24 protein-coding genes are annotated in these 23245 nt (G+C 62.3%); 3 read left to right on the forward strand and 21 right to left on the reverse strand.

Annotated elements, in window-relative coordinates; all coding sequences use genetic code 11:
* The 17 genes from D769_RS10475 to D769_RS10555 form a co-directional block, all read right to left on the reverse strand.
* A partial coding sequence (locus D769_RS10475; RefSeq protein WP_152414964.1) for a GTPase occupies positions 1-269 on the reverse strand: 269 nt, incomplete at its 3' end.
* Entirely contained in the window at positions 266-1036 is a 771-nt protein-coding gene (gene rnc / locus D769_RS10480) for a ribonuclease III (RefSeq protein ID WP_008644793.1), read from the reverse strand. The genes D769_RS10475 and rnc, both read right to left, overlap by 4 nt.
* A gap of 4 nt (positions 1037-1040) precedes the next feature.
* Complete coding sequence (locus D769_RS10485; protein WP_051705568.1) at positions 1041-1433, reverse strand: DUF4845 domain-containing protein; 393 nt, start codon at positions 1431-1433, stop codon at positions 1041-1043.
* 53 nt (positions 1434-1486) lie between these two features.
* The gene (lepB, locus tag D769_RS10490; protein WP_008644800.1) at positions 1487-2386 is read right to left on the reverse strand and encodes a signal peptidase I; all 900 of its coding nucleotides are present in this window, start codon (positions 2384-2386) and stop codon (positions 1487-1489) included.
* A 45-nt stretch (positions 2387-2431) separates the two neighbouring features.
* Positions 2432-4225 carry a translation elongation factor 4 gene (gene lepA, locus D769_RS10495; RefSeq protein ID WP_008644801.1) on the reverse strand — a complete coding sequence of 598 codons (1794 nt, stop codon included), beginning with the start codon at positions 4223-4225 and terminating at the stop codon, positions 2432-2434.
* 245 nt (positions 4226-4470) lie between these two features.
* On the reverse strand, positions 4471-5976 hold the full coding sequence (locus tag D769_RS10500) for a DegQ family serine endoprotease (protein WP_035884894.1): 1506 nt from the start codon (positions 5974-5976) through the stop codon (positions 4471-4473).
* A gap of 139 nt (positions 5977-6115) precedes the next feature.
* On the reverse strand, positions 6116-7195 hold the full coding sequence (locus D769_RS10505; RefSeq protein ID WP_008644803.1) for a MucB/RseB C-terminal domain-containing protein: 1080 nt from the start codon (positions 7193-7195) through the stop codon (positions 6116-6118).
* 8 nt (positions 7196-7203) lie between these two features.
* Positions 7204-7860, reverse strand: a complete 657-nt coding sequence (locus tag D769_RS10510) for an RseA family anti-sigma factor (RefSeq protein ID WP_008644804.1) — start codon at positions 7858-7860, stop codon at positions 7204-7206.
* A 136-nt stretch (positions 7861-7996) separates the two neighbouring features.
* Positions 7997-8596, reverse strand: coding sequence for an RNA polymerase sigma factor RpoE (gene rpoE / locus D769_RS10515; protein ID WP_008644807.1), 600 nt, complete (start codon positions 8594-8596; stop codon positions 7997-7999).
* A gap of 255 nt (positions 8597-8851) precedes the next feature.
* Complete coding sequence (gene fabF, locus D769_RS10520; protein ID WP_008644809.1) at positions 8852-10084, reverse strand: beta-ketoacyl-ACP synthase II; 1233 nt, start codon at positions 10082-10084, stop codon at positions 8852-8854.
* A gap of 211 nt (positions 10085-10295) precedes the next feature.
* Positions 10296-10535: an acyl carrier protein gene (acpP, locus tag D769_RS10525; RefSeq protein WP_008644813.1), complete on the reverse strand. Its 240-nt coding sequence runs from the start codon at positions 10533-10535 to the stop codon at positions 10296-10298.
* A 169-nt stretch (positions 10536-10704) separates the two neighbouring features.
* Positions 10705-11454, reverse strand: coding sequence for a 3-oxoacyl-ACP reductase FabG (fabG, locus tag D769_RS10530; RefSeq protein ID WP_008644815.1), 750 nt, complete (start codon positions 11452-11454; stop codon positions 10705-10707).
* Positions 11455-11474: 20 nt separating this feature from the next.
* Positions 11475-12410 (reverse strand): ACP S-malonyltransferase, encoded by a 936-nt coding sequence (gene fabD / locus D769_RS10535; protein ID WP_008644817.1) that lies wholly within the window; start codon positions 12408-12410, stop codon positions 11475-11477.
* A gap of 73 nt (positions 12411-12483) precedes the next feature.
* Positions 12484-13464 (reverse strand): beta-ketoacyl-ACP synthase III, encoded by a 981-nt coding sequence (locus D769_RS10540; RefSeq protein ID WP_008644818.1) that lies wholly within the window; start codon positions 13462-13464, stop codon positions 12484-12486.
* Positions 13465-13542: 78 nt separating this feature from the next.
* Positions 13543-14622, reverse strand: a complete 1080-nt coding sequence (gene plsX, locus D769_RS10545) for a phosphate acyltransferase PlsX (protein ID WP_008644819.1) — start codon at positions 14620-14622, stop codon at positions 13543-13545.
* Positions 14623-14814: 192 nt separating this feature from the next.
* A complete protein-coding gene (rpmF, locus tag D769_RS10550; RefSeq protein ID WP_008644820.1) occupies positions 14815-14994 on the reverse strand; it encodes a 50S ribosomal protein L32 in 180 nt (59 codons plus the stop codon).
* A gap of 120 nt (positions 14995-15114) precedes the next feature.
* Positions 15115-15732: a YceD family protein gene (locus tag D769_RS10555; RefSeq protein ID WP_008644821.1), complete on the reverse strand. Its 618-nt coding sequence runs from the start codon at positions 15730-15732 to the stop codon at positions 15115-15117.
* A 166-nt stretch (positions 15733-15898) separates the two neighbouring features.
* Here D769_RS10555 and D769_RS10560 point away from each other — a divergent pair, with 166 nt between their 5' ends.
* Both D769_RS10560 and D769_RS10565 read left to right on the forward strand, forming a co-directional pair.
* Positions 15899-16498 carry a Maf-like protein gene (locus D769_RS10560; protein WP_035884890.1) on the forward strand — a complete coding sequence of 200 codons (600 nt, stop codon included), beginning with the start codon at positions 15899-15901 and terminating at the stop codon, positions 16496-16498.
* Between the two features lie 3 nt (positions 16499-16501).
* A complete protein-coding gene (locus D769_RS10565; RefSeq protein ID WP_008644823.1) occupies positions 16502-17233 on the forward strand; it encodes an SAM-dependent methyltransferase in 732 nt (243 codons plus the stop codon).
* Between the two features lie 54 nt (positions 17234-17287).
* Here D769_RS10565 and D769_RS10570 read toward each other — a convergent pair whose 3' ends face one another.
* Genes D769_RS10570 through D769_RS10585 form a run of 4 tightly spaced genes read right to left on the reverse strand, consistent with a single transcriptional unit; the run spans position 17288 to position 20597 of the window.
* A complete protein-coding gene (locus D769_RS10570; protein WP_008644825.1) occupies positions 17288-18451 on the reverse strand; it encodes a S49 family peptidase in 1164 nt (387 codons plus the stop codon).
* A gap of 42 nt (positions 18452-18493) precedes the next feature.
* The gene (locus D769_RS10575; RefSeq protein WP_008644826.1) at positions 18494-18877 is read right to left on the reverse strand and encodes a Rieske 2Fe-2S domain-containing protein; all 384 of its coding nucleotides are present in this window, start codon (positions 18875-18877) and stop codon (positions 18494-18496) included.
* On the reverse strand, positions 18870-19529 hold the full coding sequence (locus tag D769_RS10580; protein ID WP_008644829.1) for an HAD-IA family hydrolase: 660 nt from the start codon (positions 19527-19529) through the stop codon (positions 18870-18872). The genes D769_RS10575 and D769_RS10580 overlap by 8 nt, the downstream gene beginning before the upstream one ends.
* Before the next feature lie 57 nt (positions 19530-19586).
* Positions 19587-20597 (reverse strand): RluA family pseudouridine synthase, encoded by a 1011-nt coding sequence (locus tag D769_RS10585; RefSeq protein WP_008644830.1) that lies wholly within the window; start codon positions 20595-20597, stop codon positions 19587-19589.
* A 983-nt stretch (positions 20598-21580) separates the two neighbouring features.
* Here D769_RS10585 and D769_RS10590 point away from each other — a divergent pair.
* Positions 21581-23245, forward strand: a 1665-nt coding sequence (locus D769_RS10590; RefSeq protein ID WP_008644831.1) for an Rne/Rng family ribonuclease, incomplete at its 3' end; no start/stop codon positions are given.

Here is a 23245-nt window from a genome sequence, read left to right on the forward strand (position 1 = left end):
CGGTTCAGCGCGCTGGCGTGGCGGGTCTGGAAACCAGGTGTATCCGCGAACACATACTGGGTATCATCGGTCGTCTGAATACCGACGATACGATGCCGCGTGGTCTGTGCCTTGCGTGACGTGATGCTGATCTTCTGGCCGACCAGCGCGTTCATCAGCGTGGACTTGCCAACATTCGGACGGCCAACGATGGCCACTGTGCCGCAGCGAAATGCCACGGCACCTGAGGGTTCCGCCGCATCTTGCTGCGGAGGGAGAGAATCGGTCATTCCTTCAACCTGAGAGACAACTGGGGATCGGGCGGCACCGGCTGCTTGCGCGTCTTGCCCGTACGTTCGGCACGGCTGCGCTTGAGCAACTGCGGCACGAGCTTCTGGACTTCGTCGAGCGCGAGCTTGGCCGCGGCCTGTTCGGCGGCACGACGCGACGCGCCGGTACCGAACACGCGCACCTCCAGTTTAGGCACGATGCATTCGACTTCAAATTGCTGGCTGTGCGCCGCACCGTGCGTGGCGATGACGTTGTATTGCGGCAGGGCAATCTTGTGGCCCTGCAGATACTCCTGGAGCAGCGTCTTGGCGTCCTTGCCCAGCGTGCGCGGGTCCACCTGCTCCAGGATCGGGATATACAGCTTGCGGATCAACGCGCGTGCCGCGTCGAACCCCGCATCGAGAAACACGGCACCAACGATAGCCTCGAGCGCATCGGCAAGAATGGAGGGGCGGCGGAAACCGCCGCTCTTCAACTCACCCTCACCCAGACGCAGCGCATCGGAAAGCTGCAGCATCTGGGCGATCTCGTAGAGCGCCTGTTGCTTGACCAAATTGGCGCGCACACGGGAAAGATCGCCTTCGTCGAGCTTGCCAAACATGCCAAAGAGCATATCGGCCACGGCGCAGTTCAATACCGAGTCGCCCAGGAACTCCAGGCGCTCGTTGTGCTGGGCGCTATGGCTGCGATGCGTGAGCGCCTGCTGCAGCAATTCGGGCTTGCTGAATCGGTAGCCGAGACGTTGCTGCAAGGCGTCGAGGGTCATGTCGTTACTGCGTTCCCGAGTAGGTAATCAAAAAACTCAACGGACCATAAATCTGAATTTCGGTCCGGTACTCGAAGCCGACCGCGCGGATCCGCCCGGTTTCGTCCTCTTCTATATCCAGATCCTCGCCCTTGAGCGATGAAATGCGATCAATCGCGGCCTGTTTGTCGAAACTGGCTGCGACGTCACTACGTTTGGTACCAGTACCCTTGGCATAGTTGACGGCGCGCTTGATGGAGAAATACTCGATCAGGCTTGGAATTACCTTCAACGCCGGTACGGCGACCGCCCCCACAATGATGACAACGACAAGCAACGATCCCAGCGAGAATCCACGCGCCCGATGAATCACATCGAAACGAACTCGCCCCGGAGAACCCAACCGCTTTTGACCCATGTTGCGCTTCCCTCTTTTTTGAGTGTCTTGCGCCGCGTGAAACCGAACGAGCGTTACTTGAACGACCCCACGCGCCCGAAATTACCCAGATTCATCCAGATCAGGAACGCCTTGCCCACGATATTCTGATCAGGCACGAACCCCCAGTATCTGGAATCCAGGCTGTTATCCCGGTTGTCACCCATTACGAAATAGTGACCTTCCGGCACTTTACACGTCACGCCCTGCTGATTGTAAGTGCAGTTTTCGCGGAACGGAAAATCGGGATCGGCACCGGCCACGAAGGCGGGGCGATCGTTGTCATTCAGGATGCCGTGCTCGGGACCGCCCGGCAACTTCTCGACAAAATGCTTCGAGTACGCCAGACGTTCTTCGTCGAGATAATCCGGCAGCGGGCTGTACTCGGCCGGCTTACCATTGATCGTCAGCTTCTTGTTTTCGTACTGCACCACATCGCCCGGCACGCCGATCACGCGCTTGATGTAGTCGAGCGACTCATCCCGCGGATAGCGGAACACCATGACATCGCCGCGCTGGGGCTCGCCGAGGCTGATGATCTTCTTGTTCACGACCGGCAGACGAATGCCGTAGTCGTACTTGTTGACCAGGATGAAGTCGCCAATCAGTAGCGTGGGGATCATCGATCCCGACGGAATCTTGAACGGCTCCACCACGAACGAGCGCAGCACGAACACCGCCAGGATCACCGGGAAGAAGCTCGCCGAATATTCCAGCCACCACGGTTGGCGCAGCTTCTCTTCCGCCAGACGCGCACGCGAGCGATCGATGTCTGCGCCGCCCTGCATCGACTGCATGTCATTACGACGCGCATCGAATTCGGCCAGCGCGAGTTGCGCCACGCTCCGGCGCTGTCGCTCGAACACCAGCTTGTCCGCGACCCAGGCTATGCCTGTGATGACCACCAGCACAAAAAGTATCAGTGCAAAATTCATAACGGCTTCAAGTGATGTCGATGTTGTGTCGTCGCTGGGGCGCGCTTACTTGTCGTCCACCTGCAGGATCGCCAGGAAGGCCTCCTGCGGGATTTCGACGGTCCCCACCTGCTTCATCCGCTTCTTGCCTGCTTTCTGCTTTTCCAGCAGCTTCTTCTTCCGGCTGATATCGCCGCCGTAGCATTTGGCCAGCACGTTCTTGCGCAGCGCTTTCACGTTCTCGCGCGCGATGATATTCGAGCCGATGGCGGCCTGGATGGCTACGTCGTACATCTGACGCGGGATGATCTCGCGCATCTTGGCCGCCACCTCGCGACCGCGATACTGCGAGTTTGAGCGGTGCACGATCACGGACAAGGCATCGACCTTGTCGCTGTTGATCAAGATATCCACCTTCACCACATCCGACTGCCGGTATTCCTTGAACTCGTAATCCATCGATGCGTAGCCGCGCGATACCGATTTCAGGCGATCGAAGAAATCCATCACGATTTCCGCCATCGGGATCTCGTACGTGAGCTGCACTTGCTTGCCGTGATAGCTCATATTGATCTGCGCGCCCCGCTTCTGCGTGCACAGCGTCATCACCGAGCCGACATAATCCTGCGGCATATACAGATTGACCGTGACGATCGGCTCGAGAATGGCTTCGATCTTGCTCGGATCGGGCATCTTGGCCGGGTTCTCGACGGTCAACACCGTGCCATCACGCTGCTGAACCTGATAGACCACGGTCGGCGCGGTCGTGATCAGGTCCATGTCGAATTCACGCTCCAGACGCTCCTGCACGATCTCCATGTGCAGCAGACCCAGGAAGCCGCAGCGGAAACCGAAGCCGAGTGCCTGCGAGACTTCCGGCTCGAACTGCAGCGATGCGTCGTTCAGGCGCAGCTTCTCGAGCGATTCGCGCAGGGCCTCGTACTGATTCGATTCCACGGGGTACAGCCCCGCGAACACCTGCGGCTTGACTTCCTTGAAGCCCGGCAGCGGCGCTTCGGCGCGGCGCGTCATAGTGGTGATCGTGTCGCCAACCTTGGCTGCCTTCAATTCCTTGATGCCGGCAATCACGAATCCCACCTGCCCTGCCGTCAGCTCGTCCCGCTGAACCGACTTGGGCGAGAACACACCGACCTGCTCCACCAGATGCTGAGCGCCGGTGGCCATCAGCAGAACCTTGTCCTTGGGGCGAAGCGTGCCGTTGACCACACGCACGAGCATCACCACGCCAACGTAGTTGTCGAACCAGGAGTCGATGATCAGCGCCTGTAGCGGCGCGGCGGCGTCACCCTTGGGTGGCGGAACCTTGGCGATCAGCGCCTCGATCACGTCTTCCACGCCCTGGCCGGTCTTGGCCGAGCACGGCGTGGCGTCCTGCGCGTCGATGCCGATCACGTCCTCGATCTCCTGGATCGCATTGGCCGGGTCGGCCTGCGGCAGATCGATCTTGTTCAGCACGGGTACGACTTCGACACCCAGTTCGATGGCCGTGTAGCAATTGGCCACGGTCTGGGCTTCCACACCCTGCGAGGCGTCGACCACTAGCAGCGCGCCTTCGCATGCGGACAGGGAGCGGCTGACTTCGTAGCTGAAGTCGACGTGTCCCGGCGTATCGATCAGATTCAGGTTGTAGACCTGGCCGTCACGCGCCTTGTAGCTCAGCGCGGCGGTCTGGGCCTTGATCGTGATGCCCCGCTCCTTCTCGATATCCATCGAATCGAGCACCTGCGCTTCCATTTCGCGATCGGACAGCCCGCCACAGCGCTGAATGATCCGGTCGGCCAAGGTGGATTTGCCATGGTCGATGTGGGCAATGATCGAGAAATTACGAATGTGGTCCATCTAACGTTCTGGGAAGCACCGGCGCGCTCATGGTAGGCCTGTCGGGCGCGGGAGCAAAAAAGTTGGGGCGCACGGAGCTCGCGCCAATCCGCGATTTTACCGGATTTTCAAGGACTTCCGTCCGCGAATTGAACTCGGGCGGTGCGGGGCGCGAGGCGCCAAAATGGCGCTTGACGCACCCACCACGAAACAATCGCGCCGGAACTTGTCCGGCGCGATTTTTACAGCCTAGATCCAGGACCTGGTCAGCGCGCCTGATTCGGACGCAGCGTCAGTACCTGGGTAGCATCGCCGCGGCGCACGAACACGGCGGCCATCTTGTTCTTGTCCAGTCCCTTGACGAGATCATTGAACTGCCGCGCGCTGGTCACGTCGGTATCGCCGAGTCGCAGGATAATGTCGCCCGGACGGATCCCGGCACGGGCGGCCGGACCATCAACGGTGTCGACCTCCACCCCTGACTTCAGCTTGAGCTCGCGCATCCGCGCCTCGGGAATGTCGTTGACGATCAGGCCCAGTGCATTCGGCTTCGGCGCGGGTGCCTCTTCGGTACCTCCGCCGCGCTTGTCACCGCGGCGCGGCGTGGCGCGAGGGGTGTCGGGCTCAAGCTCCGCCACCGTGATCATTACCTCTCGCGTCTGCCCCTTGCGCCACACCTGCATCGGCACGCGCGTGCCCGGCTTGGTGTCTCCGACCATCCGCGGCAGATCCGCAGCCTTCTCGATATCCCGTCCGTTGTACTTCAGGATGATGTCGCCCGCCTCGATACCGGCCTTTTCGGCAGGACCGCCCGGCTCGACGCTGCCAACCAGCGCGCCGCGAGTGCGCCCAAGACCCAGCGAGTCCGCCACTTCCTTGGTCACATCGCCGATCGCCACGGCGATCCGCCCACGCGTCACCTTGCCAGTCGCCTTCAGTTGCTCGGTCACACGCATCGCTTCGTCGATCGGGGTCGCGAACGAAATGCCCATATAACCGCCGCTGCGGCTGTAGATCTGCGAATTGATGCCGATGACCTCGCCGCGCAGGTTGATCAGCGGGCCACCCGAATTGCCAGGGTTCACCGCCACGTCAGTCTGGATAAGCGGCAGGTAGTCGCCGGTGTCGCGCGCCTTGGCCGATACGATACCGGCGGTCACGCTGCTGTCCAGGCCGAACGGCGAACCAATGGCCAACACCCACTCGCCGGTGCGGACCTTGTCCGAATCCCCGAGCGGCAGGCGCGGCAGACCCGTTGCGTCGATCTTGAGCAGCGCCACGTCGGTACGCTTGTCCGCACCAATCAGCTTGGCCTTGAATTCACGCTTGTCAGGCAGCGTCACGTAGATCGTGTCTGCCTCTGCCACGACGTGGGCGTTCGTCATCACGTAGCCGTCCTGGCTGATGATGAAGCCGGAACCCACGCCCCGGCTCATCTCTTCGCCCTGCCCCTGACTTTGGCCTTGTCCTTGCGGAGGCTGCCCACGGCGAGGCTGTCCCGGCGTTCCTGGCATTGGCACGCCGAAGAAGCGACGGAAGAACTCCGCCATTTCGTCGTCATCGGGGGAATTGCCGCCACGCGAGCGCACACGCTCCGTCGTGCGGATATTCACGACCGCCGGGCTCACCTTCTCGACCAGGTCGGTAAAGTCGGGCAGGTTGTAGTTCTGGGCCGCTGCCTGAGCGTGCCCCAATTCGGAAACAGCCGGACCGAACACGAGCATGGCCACCATGACCACGACCCTTGCCAGGGCTGGAGATCTGGAAATCATCGACAAAACTCCCGGGAGATCAGCGAGAAACGGATGCTTCACAGCGCTTCACAGCGCATGAGGCCGGGGGACGCCTGCAAAGCGTACTGCCTGGCGGTGTTGCGAGACTACCACTCCACCGCCGCCAAACCGATTTCGGTCAGTGTACCGCTTTGGGCGGGCGGTACTCCACGCCGGCCGCAAACTGCCTCACCGTAGAAGCAGGCACTTCGCCGACCACGGTAATCCAGAAATCGGCCACGCGCCGTACCACGACCTGGGTGGCGCCTAGCGACGCCACGCCCTCGCGGCGCGCACGCTGCTCGGATACGGGTTCGATGAAGACCGAAAGCCCCGTCAGGCCATCACTGTAGACGACCTGCAATACTTCGAAGACCTGCCCGGACTTGTTGGTCGAGGTCGGCGCGTGCAACTCGCCCAGTGGGCGGCGCACTTCCCGGATCTTCTGAAAGCCCTTGATCGGCGTGTTGATCGACCACCCTTCGTCGGCAATGCTGGCAGGCTGATAGGTAACCTCGTAATGGCTCCAGGAACTCGCGCCCTTGATCGCATTGAGGATGCGCTGCTTGTCCGAAGGCACGCCGATATCGACCTGCGAGAATGCGACCTGCTCGAGTACCTTACCGCCTTCGCCGATCGTCTGTGCGCGCATCAGCAGGCCCGAGTTCTTGTCGGCCCACAATCGTACCGCGTAACGTGCCGTGTCGTGAGGGTCCAGTGAGAAGACCTCGCACTCGACGCCGGCGACGCGTTCGGCCGGCAGCTTATGCATGTCGTACAGGTCGAGCACGTCGCTCTTGTTGGTCGCCAGCAGCGCCGGGAAGCGGTCCTTCGCCTCCTGCTTCTCCACGACCACAAGCTTGGCCTCGGGAATCAGGCTGTGAACCACATCATTCTGGCGCAGCACCTCGCGTGGCTTGCCGTCCAACGTTTCCAGTCGTTCGTACTCGTTGTTTACGAGATCGCTGTAATGCTGGATCCGCGACGCATGGATGATGCTGCCGCGCTGATAAATCAACGTACCAACGTAGTTCTCCCGCTGGGCAGCACGATGGATCTTGTTCAGCCACGCCGTGGCGTCACGGCGGTTCAGCGTGGAGTCAGACGGCTGCGCAGTCGCGGCGGCAGCGGTCAGACATAAGGCCAGAAAAAAGGACCTCCGCAGGCCCTTCTTTCCGTGTACGCCCGCTGCATTGGCGAGCGACGGTCCTTTATGCATGTCCGGCATTATTCCTGCGAATTGTCCTGAGAGAAGTTGACACCATTCACCACCGTACGCATGGTCGGCACAAAGGCATCGGTTGCGACCGACGCGCGATGGGCACGCAGGTATTCATCGAGACGGGGATCGCGAATCATCTGGGCACTATCGGCGGAGACCGCCATGATCGAACCCGCGGCCGCCGGAGCAGCAACGCCAGCCTTCACCGTCGCACCGGCCGGTTGCTCGACGCTTGCAACCACAGCATCCGGAGCGCCCACACCGCCTGGCCCACGCATCTGCGGAACCACGACCCAGCTCACAGCGGCCACCGCGGCGGCAATCGCGGTACCGGGCACCACACGGCGCACCCACGATGGGCGCACCAGCAGGCGATGACGACCAGCCTGCGCGACAGCCGGCACCAGCACATGCGGTTCGGCTTCAAGCTGCGCGGAGAATCGGGAGAGGAAGGCTTCGGTCGACCCTGCGTGCGTCAACTCTTCCGAACGCATCGCATCGCCGATCAACTGGTACATCGACCAGTCGGCCATACCGGCGTCGCCTTTGGCAAGGCCGAGCGCGGCATCCACGTCGTGCGGCGCCAGCTCGCCGTCCATCAATGCGGAAATCTGCTCCGCGGCTTCCATTACATGAACCGACTGCTTATGAGCCTGACCCATTTCCAACCCCAAGAAATTCCATCGAACACCGATAAATCCCGTCACTACCGCTTGTCGTTTATCGATGCAGGAATAGGCTGCAACGCTGGCTGCACGACATTCAAACTGTGAGACACCAGCATCCTGCTAGCATCCCCTACCACCGCTTGCCCTCTGCCGTTCCCAGCAGCGGACGCAATTTCTCGGCGATCGCCTCGCGCGCCCGGAAAATCCGCGAGCGCACCGTACCGATCGGACACCCCATCGCCTCCGCGATCTCCTCGTAGCTGAGGCCTTCGATCTCGCGCAGCGTGATGGCGGTGCGTAATTCTTCCGGCAATGCCTCCATGGCGCGGTTCACCGTATCGGCAACCTGGCGCGTGTGGAGCATCGACTCCGGCGTATTGATATCCCTTAGTTGCTCACCGTCCGCAAAAGTTTCAGCCTCTTCGGCATCGATATCGCTGGACGCTTCCGGCCGCCGTCCCTGGGTGGCCAGGTAGTTCTTGGCCGTGTTGACGGCGATCCGGTACAGCCACGTGTAGAAAGCGGATTCGCCCCGGAACTGGGGCAGGGCGCGATATGCCTTGATAAAGGCATCCTGCGCCACATCCTCCACTTCGGCGGGGTCTCGGACAAGGCGGGAGATCAGGCGGATGATCTTGCGGTGATATTTGGTCACCAGCAACTCAAAGGCCCGTTTGTCGCCCTGCTGGACGCGTTCAACTAGAAGCTGATCGGCTTCGCGTTCACTCACGAATAGTTCACCTGCTGCAGTGTATCTCTTGGTTTCGTCGTCAAGACAAGCGTTGTATTTTACCTACGATCCAGGCGATTTCGGGTGTCGCGGAGCGCATTCTGTGACCACAACTGCGCAATAAGGTTCCGCCTGGCCACGAACGCGGTTGCACCTGCGTGCAACCCTGAGGTTCGGGGAAATGCCGGGGAGTACAGGATGGGACGGGGGCCGCTGTCGCCAGCCGGCCCCGTGTCATGCGAAACGCGCGCGATATCAGACGCGGCGGAAGACAAGCGTACCGTTGGTACCGCCGAAGCCAAAGTTGTTCTTCACGGCAACATCAATCTTCATGTCACGTGCCGTATTGGCGACGTAATCGAGATCACACTCGGGATCCTGATTGAAGATGTTGATGGTCGGCGGCGAGATCTGATTGTGAATCGCCAGAACCGTGAACACCGACTCCAGACCCCCAGCGCCGCCCAGCAAGTGACCGGTCATCGACTTCGTCGAGTTGACCACCATCTTGTAGGCGTGATCACCGAATGCCAGCTTGACGGCATCCGTCTCGTTCTTGTCACCCAGCGGCGTCGAGGTGCCATGCGCGTTGAGGTACTGCACTTCGCCCGGATTGATTCCGGCATCCTTGATCGCAGCGACCATGCAGCGGCGCGGACCGTCGGTGTTCGGCGCCGTCATGTGGAACGCGTCACCGCTCATGCCGAAGCCGATGAGTTCAGCATAGATTCGCGCGCCGCGCGCCTTGGCCGACTCATACTCCTCGAGCATCATCACGCCAGCACCCTCGCCCAGCACAAAGCCGTCGCGGTCCTTGTCCCACGGGCGCGACGCCGCGGCGGGATCATCATTGCGCGTGGACAGCGCGCGCGCCGCCGCAAAACCGCCGATGCCAAGCGGCGACACCGTCGACTCTGCTCCGCCAGCCAGCATCGCATCGCAGTCACCCGCCTGAATCAGACGCGCCGCCAGACCGATGCTGTGCAGCCCGGTCGTGCAGGCCGTCACTGCAGCCAGGTTCGGGCCCTTGAGGCCGTGGATGATCGACAGGTGGCCGGAGATCATGTTGATGATCGAACCCGGCACGAAGAACGGCGAGATCCGGCGCGGGCCGCGTTCGGCCAGCGTCATCTGCGTATCTTCGATCATCGGCAGCCCACCAATACCCGAGCCCACCAGCACACCGATGCGCTCGGCGTTGGCCTCGGTCACTTCCAGGCCGCTGTCCTTGAGCGCCTGCGAACCGGCGGCGATGCCGAAATGGATGAAGGTATCCATGTTCCGGGCTTCCTTGGCCGGGATGTAATCCTCGGCATTGAAGCCCTTCACTTCGCCCGCAAAGTGCACAGCAAAGGGTGAGTGATCGAACTTGGTGATGGTGGCGATGCCCGACTTGCCGGCAACCAGATTGGCCCAGCCTTCGGCAACCGTGTTTCCGACGGGAGACACAAGGCCAAGCCCAGTGACGACGACGCGACGACGGCTCACTATTTTTTCCTACGAGTACGTGAAGCGGAATTGGATTGATTCAGGATCTCGCTGCTCCTGCCGATAGGAAATGATTCCCTGCGAAAGGAAGCGGCTGAGATCATTCCGATTCTGCTTCGTCGAACAGACGAAAGCCACAGAAAACAGCGTGACAGGACCGTAATGGCCCCGCCGACCTGCCTTCTGTGGCTCGGAATATGAAGACGACGGCTTAAGCCTTGACGTGCGCGGTAGCGTAGTCAATAGCTTGTTGCACGGTCGTGATCTTTTCGGCTTCCTCATCGGGAATTTCCATGCCGAATTCATCTTCCAACGCCATCACGAGTTCAACCGTGTCCAGCGAGTCCGCACCGAGATCGTTCACGAACGACGATTCGTTCTTGATGTCTGCCTCGGCCACGCCAAGCTGCTCAGCAACGATTTTCTTGACGCGTTGTTCGATATTGTCCATGTAACCCTCCAGGGAAGTTCGACAAAAAGTGGGCGCATTTTAGCAGGTTTGGACCACAAAAAATCCGCCTGCCAAGCTTTGCAAGAATCGCGCCCGTTTGGTTTGAAAAACAACAGCTTCGCCCGGCTTCTTTCGGCTTCTCCCTCGAAACCGATCCCAGGCGGAACCATCAATTCATGTACATCCCGCCGTTCACGTGCAGCGTAGTGCCCGTGATGTAGGCGGCCTGCGGACCAGCCAGGAACGCCACCGCATTAGCGATGTCTTCCGGCTGACCAAGACGACCCAGAGGAATCCGGGTCTTCAGCGCCGCATGCTGCTCTTCCGACAGCACCTTGGTCATGTCGGTATCGATGAATCCGGGGGCCACGCAGTTGACGGTGACGTTGCGGCTGCCGATTTCGGCGGCCAGCGCGCGCGTCATGCCCTCGACACCAGCCTTCGCCGCAGCATAGTTCATCTGGCCGGGGTTGCCGGTGGAGCCGACCACCGAGGTGATGTTGATAATGCGGCCGCCACGGGCCTTCATCATCGGCCGCAGCACGGCACGGGCCAGACGGAACACGGCCGTCAGGTTCGTGTCGATGACGGCGCTCCAATCATCGTCCTTCATGCGCATGGCCAACTGATCCTGCGTAATGCCGGCGTTGTTGACCAACACGTTCAGACCGCCATTCGCCTTGATGATCTCGTCGATCACTGCCTCGCAGCGCGCCGCGTCGTTGACGTTCAGCACCACACCGCTGCCCTTCAGGCCTTCGCCAGCCAGGTACTCGCTGATGCCAGCAGCGCCCGACTCACTCGTGGCGGTACCGATCACCGTTGCGCCCTGCCGTGCGAGCTCCAGCGCGATGGCACGGCCGATCCCGCGCGATGCGCCGGTCACCAGTGCGACCTGATTCTCCAGAGTCTTGCTCATGTTGCGTTTGTTCCTTGGTCTTACTTCAGCAGCGCCAGCGTTTCCTGCAGCGACGCCGGATCAAAGATTGCACCACCAACGAGGTTGCCGTCGATGCGCTTGGTCATGCCGGCCAGCACTTTACCCGGACCGCACTCGATCACGTGTGTCACGCCTTCTGCGGCCATCTTCTGCACGCACTCGACCCAGCGTACCGGAGCGGCTGCCTGACGAACAAGCGCGTCCTTGATCTGAGCCGGATCATTGACGATTGCAACGTCGACATTGTTCACCAGCGGAATGGCCGGTGCCGAGAACGACAGGCCAGCCATGCGGTCTCGCAGGCGATCCGAGGCGGGCTTGAGCAACGACGAGTGGAACGGGGCGGACACCGGCAGCGGCAGCGCGCGCTTCGCGCCCTTCGCCTTGGCAATCTCGCAGGCCTTTTCCACGGCGCCCTTGTTGCCGGCGATCACTACCTGCGACGGGGCATTGAAATTGACAGCCTCGACTACGCCGGCGCCTGCCGCCGCAGCCTCGGCGCACGCGGCGCGCACGTCATCGTCCGACAGGCCAAGGATCGCGGCCATGCCGCCCTCGCCCACCGGCACGGCTTCCTGCATCGCCTGGGCACGGAAGCGAACCAGCGGCACCGCCTCGGCAAACGGGATCACCCCTGCGGCCACCAGCGCCGAGTACTCGCCCAGGCTATGGCCCGCAACCAGTGCCGGAGCCGGACCACCGGCGTCGAGCCATGCGCGGTAGACGGCCACTGCGGCCGTCAGCATCACGGGCTGCGTGTTGGTCGTCAGGTTCAGCTCTTCGGCCGGACCTTCCGCAATCAGCTTGCCGATGTCCTGGCCCAGCGCCGTCGAAGCCTCTTCAAGCGTGGCGCGCACCACCGGGTTATCGGCAAAGGCATTGAGCATGCCGACCGACTGCGAACCCTGTCCGGGGAAAACAAATGCGAATTTCATCTGAAATCCAGTCCTAGCAATTCATCTTGTCGACTGGCGCACCGCGTTCTACGCGCCGCGCGCCGGCCGCATCTTACATGCGCAGCAGCACCGCGCCCCAGGTAAAGCCGCCACCCACACCCTCCATCAGCACGGTCTGCCCGGGCTTGATGCGGCCATCGCGTACCGCGACGTCGAGCGCCAGCGGAATCGAAGCGGCGGAGGTATTGCCGTGTTCATGCACGGTGGCAATCATGCGATCGCTCGGCAGGCCGAGCTTCTTGGCCGTGCCCTGCATGATGCGGATGTTGGCCTGGTGCGGGATCAGCCAATCGATCTCGTCGGCCTGCATCTCGGCCGCCGTGATGGCTTCGCGCGCGACCTTGTCGAGCACGGTCACAGCCAGCTTGAACACAGCTTGTCCGTCCATATGCAGGAACGCATTGCCGGTGATCGCGCCACCGGACACATTGCCCGGCACGCAAAGGATGCCCACGTGGCTACCGTCCGAATGCATGGCCGTGGACAGGATGCCCGGCTCATCGGACGCGGTCAGGACCACCGCACCGGCGCCATCGCCAAATAGCACGCAGGTGGTGCGATCGTTGAAGTCCAGAATGCGCGAAAACACCTCGGAACCGATCACGAGCACATTCTTGTGCGAGCCGCTGCGGATGAACTTGTCCGCCGTGGCCAGCGCATAGACAAAGCCGGAGCAGACGGCCTGCAGATCGAATGCCGCGCATTGGTTGCTGATGCCGAGCTTCTGCTGCACGAGGCAAGCGGCGCTCGGGAAAACGTAGTCAGGGGTGGACGTGGCGACGATGATCAGGTCGATGTCCTGGCGGTCGATACCGGCCGCCTCGATCGCCCGTTCGGCCGCCTTGACGGCCAGGTCGCTCGACGTGACGTCGGGCTCGGCCCAGTAACGCGCCGAGATACCGCTGCGCGAGACGATCCACTCGTCGCTGGTCTCGATGCCCTTCTCGGCAAGCTGAGCCGCCAGGTCGGCGTTCGTGACGCGCCGAGGAGGCAGGTAGCTCCCTGTACCGATGATTTTTGCGTACTTGGTCATGTCGTGTCGGATCGTGATGCTCACCGGGCCGCCCTGTGCGCGGTCGCGCAGGCTGCCCGCCGCAGCGGGCGAGCGGCCTCAAGCGGCGCGAGAATCGGGATGTGGGTTCGGTGCGTCTGTCTCCGGGCTGCCCGTCGCGGCGCCACCGGCACCTGACTTGTGAGCGAATGCCCTTGCTATGCGTTCGATGACGCCATTTCTGGCGGCATCATACCCGCGTTTGATGGCCCACTCAAAAGAATGGGCATCGGCCGAGCCGTGGCTCTTGATCACGAGCCCACGCAGGCCCAGCAGGGAAGCGCCGTTATAGCGGGCCGGATCGAGCCGTCGCGCCAGGCGCGACAGCACCGGCATGGCCACCACCGCCAGCAGCTTCGTGAACCACGAACGCGTGAATTCTTCCTTGATCATACTGCCGATCATCTTCGCGAGGCCCTCTGTGCTCTTGAGCGCCACATTGCCGACGAAACCGTCACAAACGACGATATCGGTCGTACCCTTGAAGATGTCATTGCCTTCCACGTTGCCGTAGAAGTTTAGCTCGGAAGCGCGCAGCAACTCGCCGGCGGCCTTGACCACCTCGTTGCCCTTGATCACTTCTTCGCCGATATTGAGCAGCCCGACGGTCGGGTGCTCCTTGTGATCCACCACCGACACCATGGCATCGGCCATACGCGCGAACTGCAGCAGGTGTCCGGGCTCGCAGTCGGCATTCGCGCCGAGGTCGAGCACCGTGGTGCCCCAGCCTTGTTCATTGGGAATCGTGGTGGCGATGGCCGGGCGCTCGATACCTTCGAGCGTTTTGAGCACATAGCGCGACACCGCCATCAGCGCACCGGTGTTGCCGGCGGAGATGCAGGCATCGGCCTTGCCTTCCTTGACCTGCGTGACGGCCACGCGCATCGAAGAATCCTTCTTCTTGCGCAGCGCCACTTCCACCGGGTCATCCATGGTGATGACTTCGGTTGCCGGCACGACGGTCACACGCGGATGATCCGTTGCATGCAGCTTCTTGAGCTGCGCGCCGATGGCGTCGGGCAAGCCGACCAGGACCATCTCGGCGTCGTCGTGACTGGAAAGAAAACTGATCGCCGCCGGCACCGTCACGGATACGCCGTGATCGCCGCCCATGCAGTCGATAGCGAGCTTGATCGTCATTATTTCCTGATACGGAAAGCGCGCCGGCACCCGTCGCCTGGGGCTGCGGGGACGCAATCAGCCGGACGCGCGAATACGTTGCGGTGCGGGAGCCGAGCGCCCAACAAAAAAGCGGCAACGAGCTTGCCGCTTTCCTGTTTTACACCTGACAACGTGCGCGAGCGGGACACTGGGTCACGCCAGACGACCTGGTCAGTCGTTCTTGGTCTTGATGACCTTGCGACCACGATAGTAGCCGTTCGGGCTCACGTGGTGACGCAGGTGGGTTTCGCCGGTGGTCGGCTCGACAGCCAGCGGCGCGACCGACAGATGGTCGTGCGAGCGATGCATGCCGCGCTTGGACGGCGACTTCTTGTTCTGTTGAACAGCCATGATGACTCCTTCGAGAATTTTGCGATATTAACACACGCATCCTGCGCAAGGCGTAGCCGGGGCCCGGCCGGATGCTTCAACTGCTACCAAAAAGACGCTTGCCGTGCCGCGTCTGCGGCGTCAATGCTTCGTCTTCAGGCTGGCCAGCGCCGCGAAGGGCGATGGCCGCTTTTCTTCCTCAGGTGGCGCCTCTGGCTCCACCTCGCCGTCCGCGCCGGTCACGAGCGACTCGTGCACCGACGGACAGACCGCGTGCTTCGGCGCTGTAGGCAATGCCAACAGCACCTCGTCTTCAATCAGTTCCAGCACCGAGAATTTCTTCGAACCGACAATGACATCGGTTTCGTCGTCATCCATTGGCGCCGCTTCGGCGGCCGCTTCACTGACCACCACTTCAAAGCACATTTTCGTGGCGATCGGCTCGGCGTATACCCCGAGACACCGCTGGCAATCCAGCCAGACACGTCCATTGACCGCCACATCGAGAAACAGTCGCTGCACGACCGGCGCGCCGGGCTCCACCGCCTCATCGCGGACGGAACCTGCCACCATATAGTGGAATGTCTCGTCCGGCGCCGAAGCTGGCGCATCAGCGGCCGTCTCGGCTAAGATGCGCGGCAAATCGCGCGTGGCCACATCCCCCGCTGCATTGCTGCCCTTACGGCAGAAGGCGAAGAGATCGGTTTCGCGCAGATCGAATGCCCCGGCGGACGCCACGGGCTGGGTTAGCTGACTCATACGGGCTGAATCGCTCAAAATGCCTTGTCTGCCACACAAATCCCGGCAACGTGCGTGCCTGTGCAGCTAAACGCGCGATTATACGTTGAAAAACCCGAAGCGGTCAAAGTATACAAGCTGTACGCCGCTCACCACAGCTTCTGCCTCTCTGCTCTCTGTTAACAATATGTCTTCCGACACCCGCCCTGCCTTGATTCTCGGGTCGAGCTCCCCCTACCGGCGCGAATTGCTGTCGCGCCTGCGCATCCCGTTCGAGGTTGCCACGCCGGATATCGACGAAACGCCCCTGGCCGATGAACGTCCTGCTGCGACTGCACTGCGCCTGTCCCGCCTCAAGGCGGAAGCGATTGCCGTGCGTCACGCCGGCGCCCTGGTGATCGGCTCCGACCAGGTCTGCACGCTCGACGACCAGCAGATTGGCAAACCCGGCACCCATGCCAAGGCGCTGGCGCAGCTCCAGTTGATGCGCGGAAGAACGGTCACCTTCCATTCCGCACTGTGCCTGCTCGATGGGCGCACCGGCGAGGCCCAGGTCGCCGATATCCAGACACGCACCACTTTCCGCGACCTTTCCGATGCCGAACTCGACGCCTATCTGCGACTCGAGACGCCCTATGACTGCGCCGGCAGCGCCAAGGTCGAAGGACTGGGCATCATGCTGCTCGAGCGCGTCGAATCCGACGATCCGACCGCGCTGATCGGCCTGCCGCTGATCGCGCTCACCGGGATGCTGCGTCACGTCGGCTATCCATGCTTCGGAGCCTGACCGATGGCCGGTAACCTGTTCCTGATTCCCAACACGCTGGGCAAGCGCGACGAATTCGACCCCGTGATGGACGTGATCCCAGCGGGCGTCCAGCAGATCGCGGCGCGGCTCGACTACCTCGTCGCCGAGAATGCCAAGACCGCACGCGCATTCCTGAAAAAGCTCAGCGAAACGACCCCGCTCGCGCAGCCGATCCAGCAGATCGAGATCCGCGAGTTGAACGTCAATACCCGCCCGGACACACTGGCGGCCTTGCTTGACCCGATTGCTGCGGGCCGCGATGGCGGGCTGCTCTCCGAGGCTGGCGTACCGGCCGTGGCCGACCCCGGCGCGGACCTGGTGCGGCTGGCGCATACGCGCGGCATCACCGTGCGTCCGCTGGTCGGGCCCAGCTCGATCCTGCTCGCCGTGATGGGCTCGGGCCTGAACGGCCAAAGCTTCGCGTTCAACGGATACCTGCCCGTCGACGCAGATGTCCGCGCGCAGAAGCTGCGCGAACTCGAACAGCGCTCGCGCAAGGCGCATCAGACGCAGGTGTGGATCGAAACGCCCTACCGCAACGGTGCGCTGCTCGAGGCGCTGCGCCAACACTGCTCTGGTACCACACTGCTGTCGATTGCAGTCGACCTGACACTCCCGACCGAAGCCATCGTCACGCTGCCGATTTCGGCATGGCGCCCCGACCGGCTCGACCTGCACAAGCGCCCCGCGATCTTCTCGCTGCTGGCGCAGTAAGACAAAAACAAAAGCCCCCGAAATCGGGGGCTTTTGCATGGCGCATCGCGCCGATTACCGCACCGTAGGCACGGTCGCACTCATCATCATCAACTTCATCGCCGCCGATCCAGCAGCCGCGCCGAAGCGCTTGGCCATGCGTTCAGCGATGTTCTCCTTGACCGTGTAGTCGACAATGTCCTCGGCCTTGAAGAGGTCCCGGGCCACATAGTCCGCGCTACCCAGGCCATCGGCCAGCCCCAGCTCCACAGCGCGCTCACCCGACCAGAAGAGCCCGGAGAACAGCTCGGGATCGTTCTTGAGCCGATCGCCGCGACCTTCCTTCACCACGTCGATGAACTGCTGGTGGATCTCCTTGAGCATGGACTCCGCGTAGCCCTTCTGGCGCGGCACTTCCGGCGAGAACGGATCGAGCATGCCCTTGTTGGCGCCGGACGTGTACAGGCGGCGCTGGACGCCGACCTTGTCCATCAGGCCCGTAAAGCCGAAGCCATCCATCAGCACGCCGATCGACCCCACGATACTGGCCTTGTCGACATAGATCTTGTCGGCCGCGGCAGCCACGTAATAGCCGCCCGATGCGCAGATTTCCTCGACTACCACGTAGAACGGCTTGTCCGGGTACAGCTTGCGCAGGCGGTGGATCTCATCGTTGATGATGCCGGCCTGTACCGGCGAGCCACCTGGCGAGTTGATCTTCAGGATCACACCAGCCGCCGACGTGTCCTCGAAGGCCGCCTGAAGCGCCGCGTTGATCGAGTCCGCGCTGGCCGCGGTGCCGGCGGCGATTTCGCCGTCGAGCGTGACCATGGCGGTATGGCGACCGCTCGTCGAACTCAGCACATCCCCCTTGAAGTCGATCACGGCGTAGAGAATCAGCGCAACGATGCCGAGGGTAAGAAAGCGGAAGAAGATCTTCCAGCGTCGCGCCGAGCGCTGCTCGCGCAGTGAGGCCATCAGCACCTTCTCGAGCACGTCGCGCTCCCAGCCGCCACTACTACTACCACTGCCACCGCCGCTGCTGCCTCCAACGGGACCGCCCTTGCCTGCCAGGCGGGCGCGACGCTCGTCAGCTTCGCGCTTGGCCGCGTCGTCGCCAGCCTGCAGTTCGCGCTCCAGCGGGAATTCGGCGTGCTTTGCCGTCTCCAGCTTGCTGTCGTCGCCTGCGCGATCTTGAGGTTGACCCGGTTCGTTCGGCGGATTTTGCTGTTCTGTCATGCGAATGGACTCGATAAAGTCAGATGACGTCCCCGCTCCGCCTTACGCGGCGTCGAGCGGGAAAAATGGGGGTTCAGGCAACCAGAAGACCGCGCCCTCGCGCTCCTCGATCCGGAGCTTGGCGAGCGTGGCCCCCTTGCACGGGCCACCCACGCACAAGCCGGTGTCCGGCGCGTAGGTCGCGCCATGTGTAGCGCACATCAAGTATAAGCCCGCACTATCGAAAAACTGACCTTCCTGCCAGTCCAGCTCCATCGGCACATGGGCGCACTGATTCAGATAGCCGTGCGCGGCGCCGTCGTATCGCACGACGAACGCGCCGATCTCCCGCGTGTTGAGACGCACTGCAAAGCGCACGCCTGCGCCACCGTCGACCAGTTCCTCTGCCGCGCAAAGGCGCCGCGGTTCCAGCAATGCTTCAGGCATGAGCGAGCAGCCAGGCCTGCAGGTCGGCAATCGACGTTGCGCAATGCACGGGCGACATCTCACGCAGCGATTCCGCCGGATGCGCGCCGTAGGAGACGCCAAGCCCCTGCGCGCCAGCGTTGATGGCCATCTGCAGGTCGTGGGTCGTGTCGCCGATCATCACGGTCCTACCGATATCCTGGCCAAGTTCGCGCGTCAGTTCGTGGAGCATGGCCGGATGCGGCTTCGAGAACGTCTCATCGGCGCAGCGCGTGGCATCGAACAGCTTGCCGATGCCAGTTGCCGCCAGAGCGCGTTCGAGTCCGACTCGGGTCTTGCCGGTGGCCACGCCCAGGAAGTAATGCTCGGCGTGAAGCGCCTCGAGCATGTCGAGCACGCCCGGGAACAGCACCAGTTCGGCGTCACGCGTCAGAAAGTGATAGCGGTAGCGTTCCGCCAGACGCGGATAGTCGGCAGGATCGAGCGTCGGCACGGCATACGACAACGCATCTTTCAGGCCGAGTCCGATCACATGGCTGGCCGCGCTGTCATCCGGCACGGGTAGTCCCAGATCACGGCTGGCGAGCTGTATGCATTTGGCGATGGTCGGGGTGGAGTCCATCAGGGTTCCATCCCAGTCGAAGACGATCAGGTCGAAGCGCTGCCTGGCCATTGCGGTCCTTGTTGGATACTGAAAGTGTGTGAGCGCTAACAGCGACGTGCGTACGGATCAGTCCGCGTCGCGCGCTGGCCGCCCCTGCCGCAATTGTTGCAGAAATTCAACACACTCGGCAGGCAATGGCGCGGCCACCGTCATCGGCGCGCCGGTGGCCGGATGTGTCAGCGTGAGCCGGTGCGCATGCAGGAACATGCGTTTCAGTCCCGGCCTGGCGCCGCTGCGAGAAAGCGCCTTATTGAGCGCAAAATCGCCATATTTATCATCACCAACGATCGGGAAGCCAATCGATTGCAGATGCACGCGAATCTGGTGCGTCCGTCCGGTCTTCAGTTCGGCCTCCAGCAACGTGTAGCCGTCGAAGGCCTCCATGCGATTGAAGACCGTATGTGACGCCAACCCGTCCGCCTGCACACGCACGCGGCGTTCGCCGTCCGGCGTGCTGTATTTATATAGAGGTAGCTTCACATGCTGGCGCGTGTTCGGAAACTCGCCCGCCACGCAGGCGAAATACCGCTTGTCCATGCCGTTGCCACGAATCTGCTCGTGCAGGTGCACCAGCGCGGAACGCTTCTTCGCCAGCACCAAGATTCCGGACGTTTCCCGATCGAGCCGATGGACCAGTTCGAGGAACTTCGCCTCCGGCCTGGCGCGGCGTAGTTGCTCGATCACCCCGAAGGCCACCCCAGACCCGCCATGCACGGCCACGCCGGCCGGCTTGTCGATCACGAGCAGCGCGGCATCCTCGAAAAGCACAGGAAACTCGCCTGCGGGGACGAAACCACTGGCCGTAGCAGCCTTCTCCGCCACGCGCATCGGCGGGATACGCACCACATCTCCGTTCTGCAACCGGTAAGTGGCGTCGACCCGACCTTTGTTGACGCGCACTTCGCCTGAGCGCAGCACGCGATAAATGTGGCTTTTGGGCACGCCCTTGGCCACCTTCAACAGGAAGTTGTCGATGCGCTGCCCTTCCGAACTTTCGTCGACGGTCACGTACGCCACCTGGAGCCCGCTGGGGCGCGATTGCGGCTCCGTTGCAATTTGATGGCGTAACTCATTCATTTTCAATATAATTTCCCGGCCGTTACCGGCCAAAGACCGGAAACGCACGACCTGTGTAAGCGAGGTTTGGCGCGAGCCCTGAAAACCTGCCCGGATTTGCCAGCCATTTTTTCGCGGCGCATCGGGCAGGAACATGCGGGACATCCAACAGATTGAATTGGGTAGTCCCACCAGTATCCGCGCAAGATTTCGCATTTTACACTTCGGGTTCCCATCGACCCGGCCCGTCCCCCGCTTATTGCGTACCCCGCAAGCGCCGGACAGGCAAATGGTGGCAATCAGCAGCACGCACGCGCCGCGCCGGCACGCAGGAAGTTGCCCAGAGGTAACTTCGGCATCGAACCGGTCGACACGTGGAAACTGAGTGTTCAGGTAGAAAAGAATTCAATGTGGATGCTCGCCATTGGGCATCCGCATCGGTGAGAGAAGACCGCCCGCACCGGGAATCGGTGCCGGCCCGGCAGGCCAGCCTGCCAACCGACCTGCAAATCGGCCGCGATCCGGCGTGGTTCATAACACCCCGGATTGTCTGGCGCCCTGACGCAGAACGCCAAGAAGCAGTGGCGCGCCCGCCAGCACACGGGTCGGATTGGTATCGGCATGCGCACGCCGCGTCCGGATAACTTGCTCTTTGACGCGTCTTGGCCACCCCGGCCCGGCTGCGAGAGGAAACGAAAGCCTGTGCCGACGGCACGGCGTACACGTCCTCCCGCCCCCGGCCAGCCGGTATCCGCCAGAGGTCGCTGTATCAGGAGCAATAATGCATTGCTCCCCCGACCCAACTGACTGCCCGTCCACAGGGACGGCCAATTCGCCGACAGCTTCTCCTTTCACCCGCGCCCAGCCGGCCGCGCTTTCGTGCGCGCTGGCGTCTTTGGCAATTCTCCCGCCCTCGCTCACTTTCCTCGCGTGCTCCCTGGACCGTTGCGGGCATGGCCGATTCATGACATTTGGCACCCGCGACACTGGAGTGAGGTATTGCGATGAAACGCATGCTGTTTAACGCGACGCAACAGGAAGAGCTGCGCGTCGCCATCGTCGATGGTCAGAAACTGATCGACATCGACATCGAAACCGCCGGGCGCGAACAGCGCAAAGGCAACATCTACAAGGGTGTCATCACCCGGATCGAACCCTCGCTGGAAGCGTGCTTCGTCAACTACGGCGAAGAGCGCCATGGCTTCCTGCCGTTCAAGGAAGTGGCACGCGCCTTCTTCAAGGACGGCGTGGACGTGCGCAACGCACGTATCCAGGACGCCCTGCACGAAGGCCAGGAACTGATCGTCCAGGTCGAAAAGGAAGAGCGCGGCAACAAGGGCGCAGCCCTGACCACGTTCATCTCGCTGGCCGGCCGCTACCTGGTGCTGATGCCGAACAACCCGCGTGGCGGTGGCGTTTCGCGCCGCATCGAGGGCGAAGACCGTCAGGAACTGCGTGAAACGATGGCGCAGCTCCAGGTGCCGGAAGGCATGAGCATCATCGCGCGCACCGCCGGTATCGGCCGTGCCGCCGAAGAACTGCAGTGGGACCTGAACTACCTGCTGCAACTGTGGAAGGCCATCGACGGCGCCGCCGGCGACAACAAGGCCCCGTTGCTGATCTATCTGGAATCCAGCCTCGTGATCCGCGCGATCCGCGACTACTTCCAGCCCGATATCGGCGAAATCCTGATCGATACCGACGAGATCTATGAGCAGGCCCGCGCCTTCATGAGCGTGGTCATGCCGGACAACATGAGTCGCGTGAAGAAGTACCGCGACGACGTGCCGCTCTTCTCGCGCTTCCAGATCGAGCACCAGATCGAATCGGCCTACTCCCGCATGGTGATGCTGCCGTCGGGTGGCGCCATCGTAATCGACCACACCGAAGCCCTCGTTTCCGTCGACGTGAACTCGGCCCGCGCCACCAAGGGTGCGGACATCGAGGAAACCGCGCTGCGCACCAACCTGGAAGCGGCAGACGAAATCGCCCGCCAGCTGCGCCTGCGCGACCTTGGCGGCCTGATCGTGATCGACTTCATCGACATGGAGTCCGGCAAGGCCCAGAAGGATGTGGAAACGCGCCTGAAGGATGCGCTGCGCCACGACCGCGCCCGCGTGCAGATGGGCAAGATCAGCCGTTTCGGCCTGATGGAGCTGTCGCGCCAGCGCCTGCGTCCGTCCCTGTCCGAAGGCTCGCATATCACCTGCCCGCGCTGCAACGGCACGGGCCACATTCGCGATACCGAATCGTCCGCCCTGCAGGTGCTGCGCATCATCCAGGAAGAGGCGATGAAGGAAAACACGGCCGCCATCCACTGCCAGGTGCCGGTGGAAGTGGCCGCTTTCCTGCTGAACGAGAAGCGCCAGGAGATCAACCTGATCGAGCTGCGCTTCAAGGTCAACGTGCTGCTGATCCCGAACAAGCACCTCGAAACGCCGCATTACAAGCTCGAGCGCCTGCGCCACGACGATCCGCGCCTGGAAGAGTCGACTGCCAGCTACCGTATGGCCGAGGCTGCCGCCAAGGAACTCGAGGCCGACACGAGCTACAGCAGCCGCAAGAAGGAAGAAGCGCGCCCGCGTCAGGAAGCGGCCGTCAAGGGCATCACGCCCGACGCGCCGGCACCGGTTTCGGTGCCGCGCCCCGAGCGCGTGCGCCCGGAGGCA

The sequence above is a fragment of the Cupriavidus sp. HMR-1 genome (assembly GCF_000319775.1).
GTDB classification, from domain to species: domain Bacteria; phylum Pseudomonadota; class Gammaproteobacteria; order Burkholderiales; family Burkholderiaceae; genus Cupriavidus; species Cupriavidus metallidurans.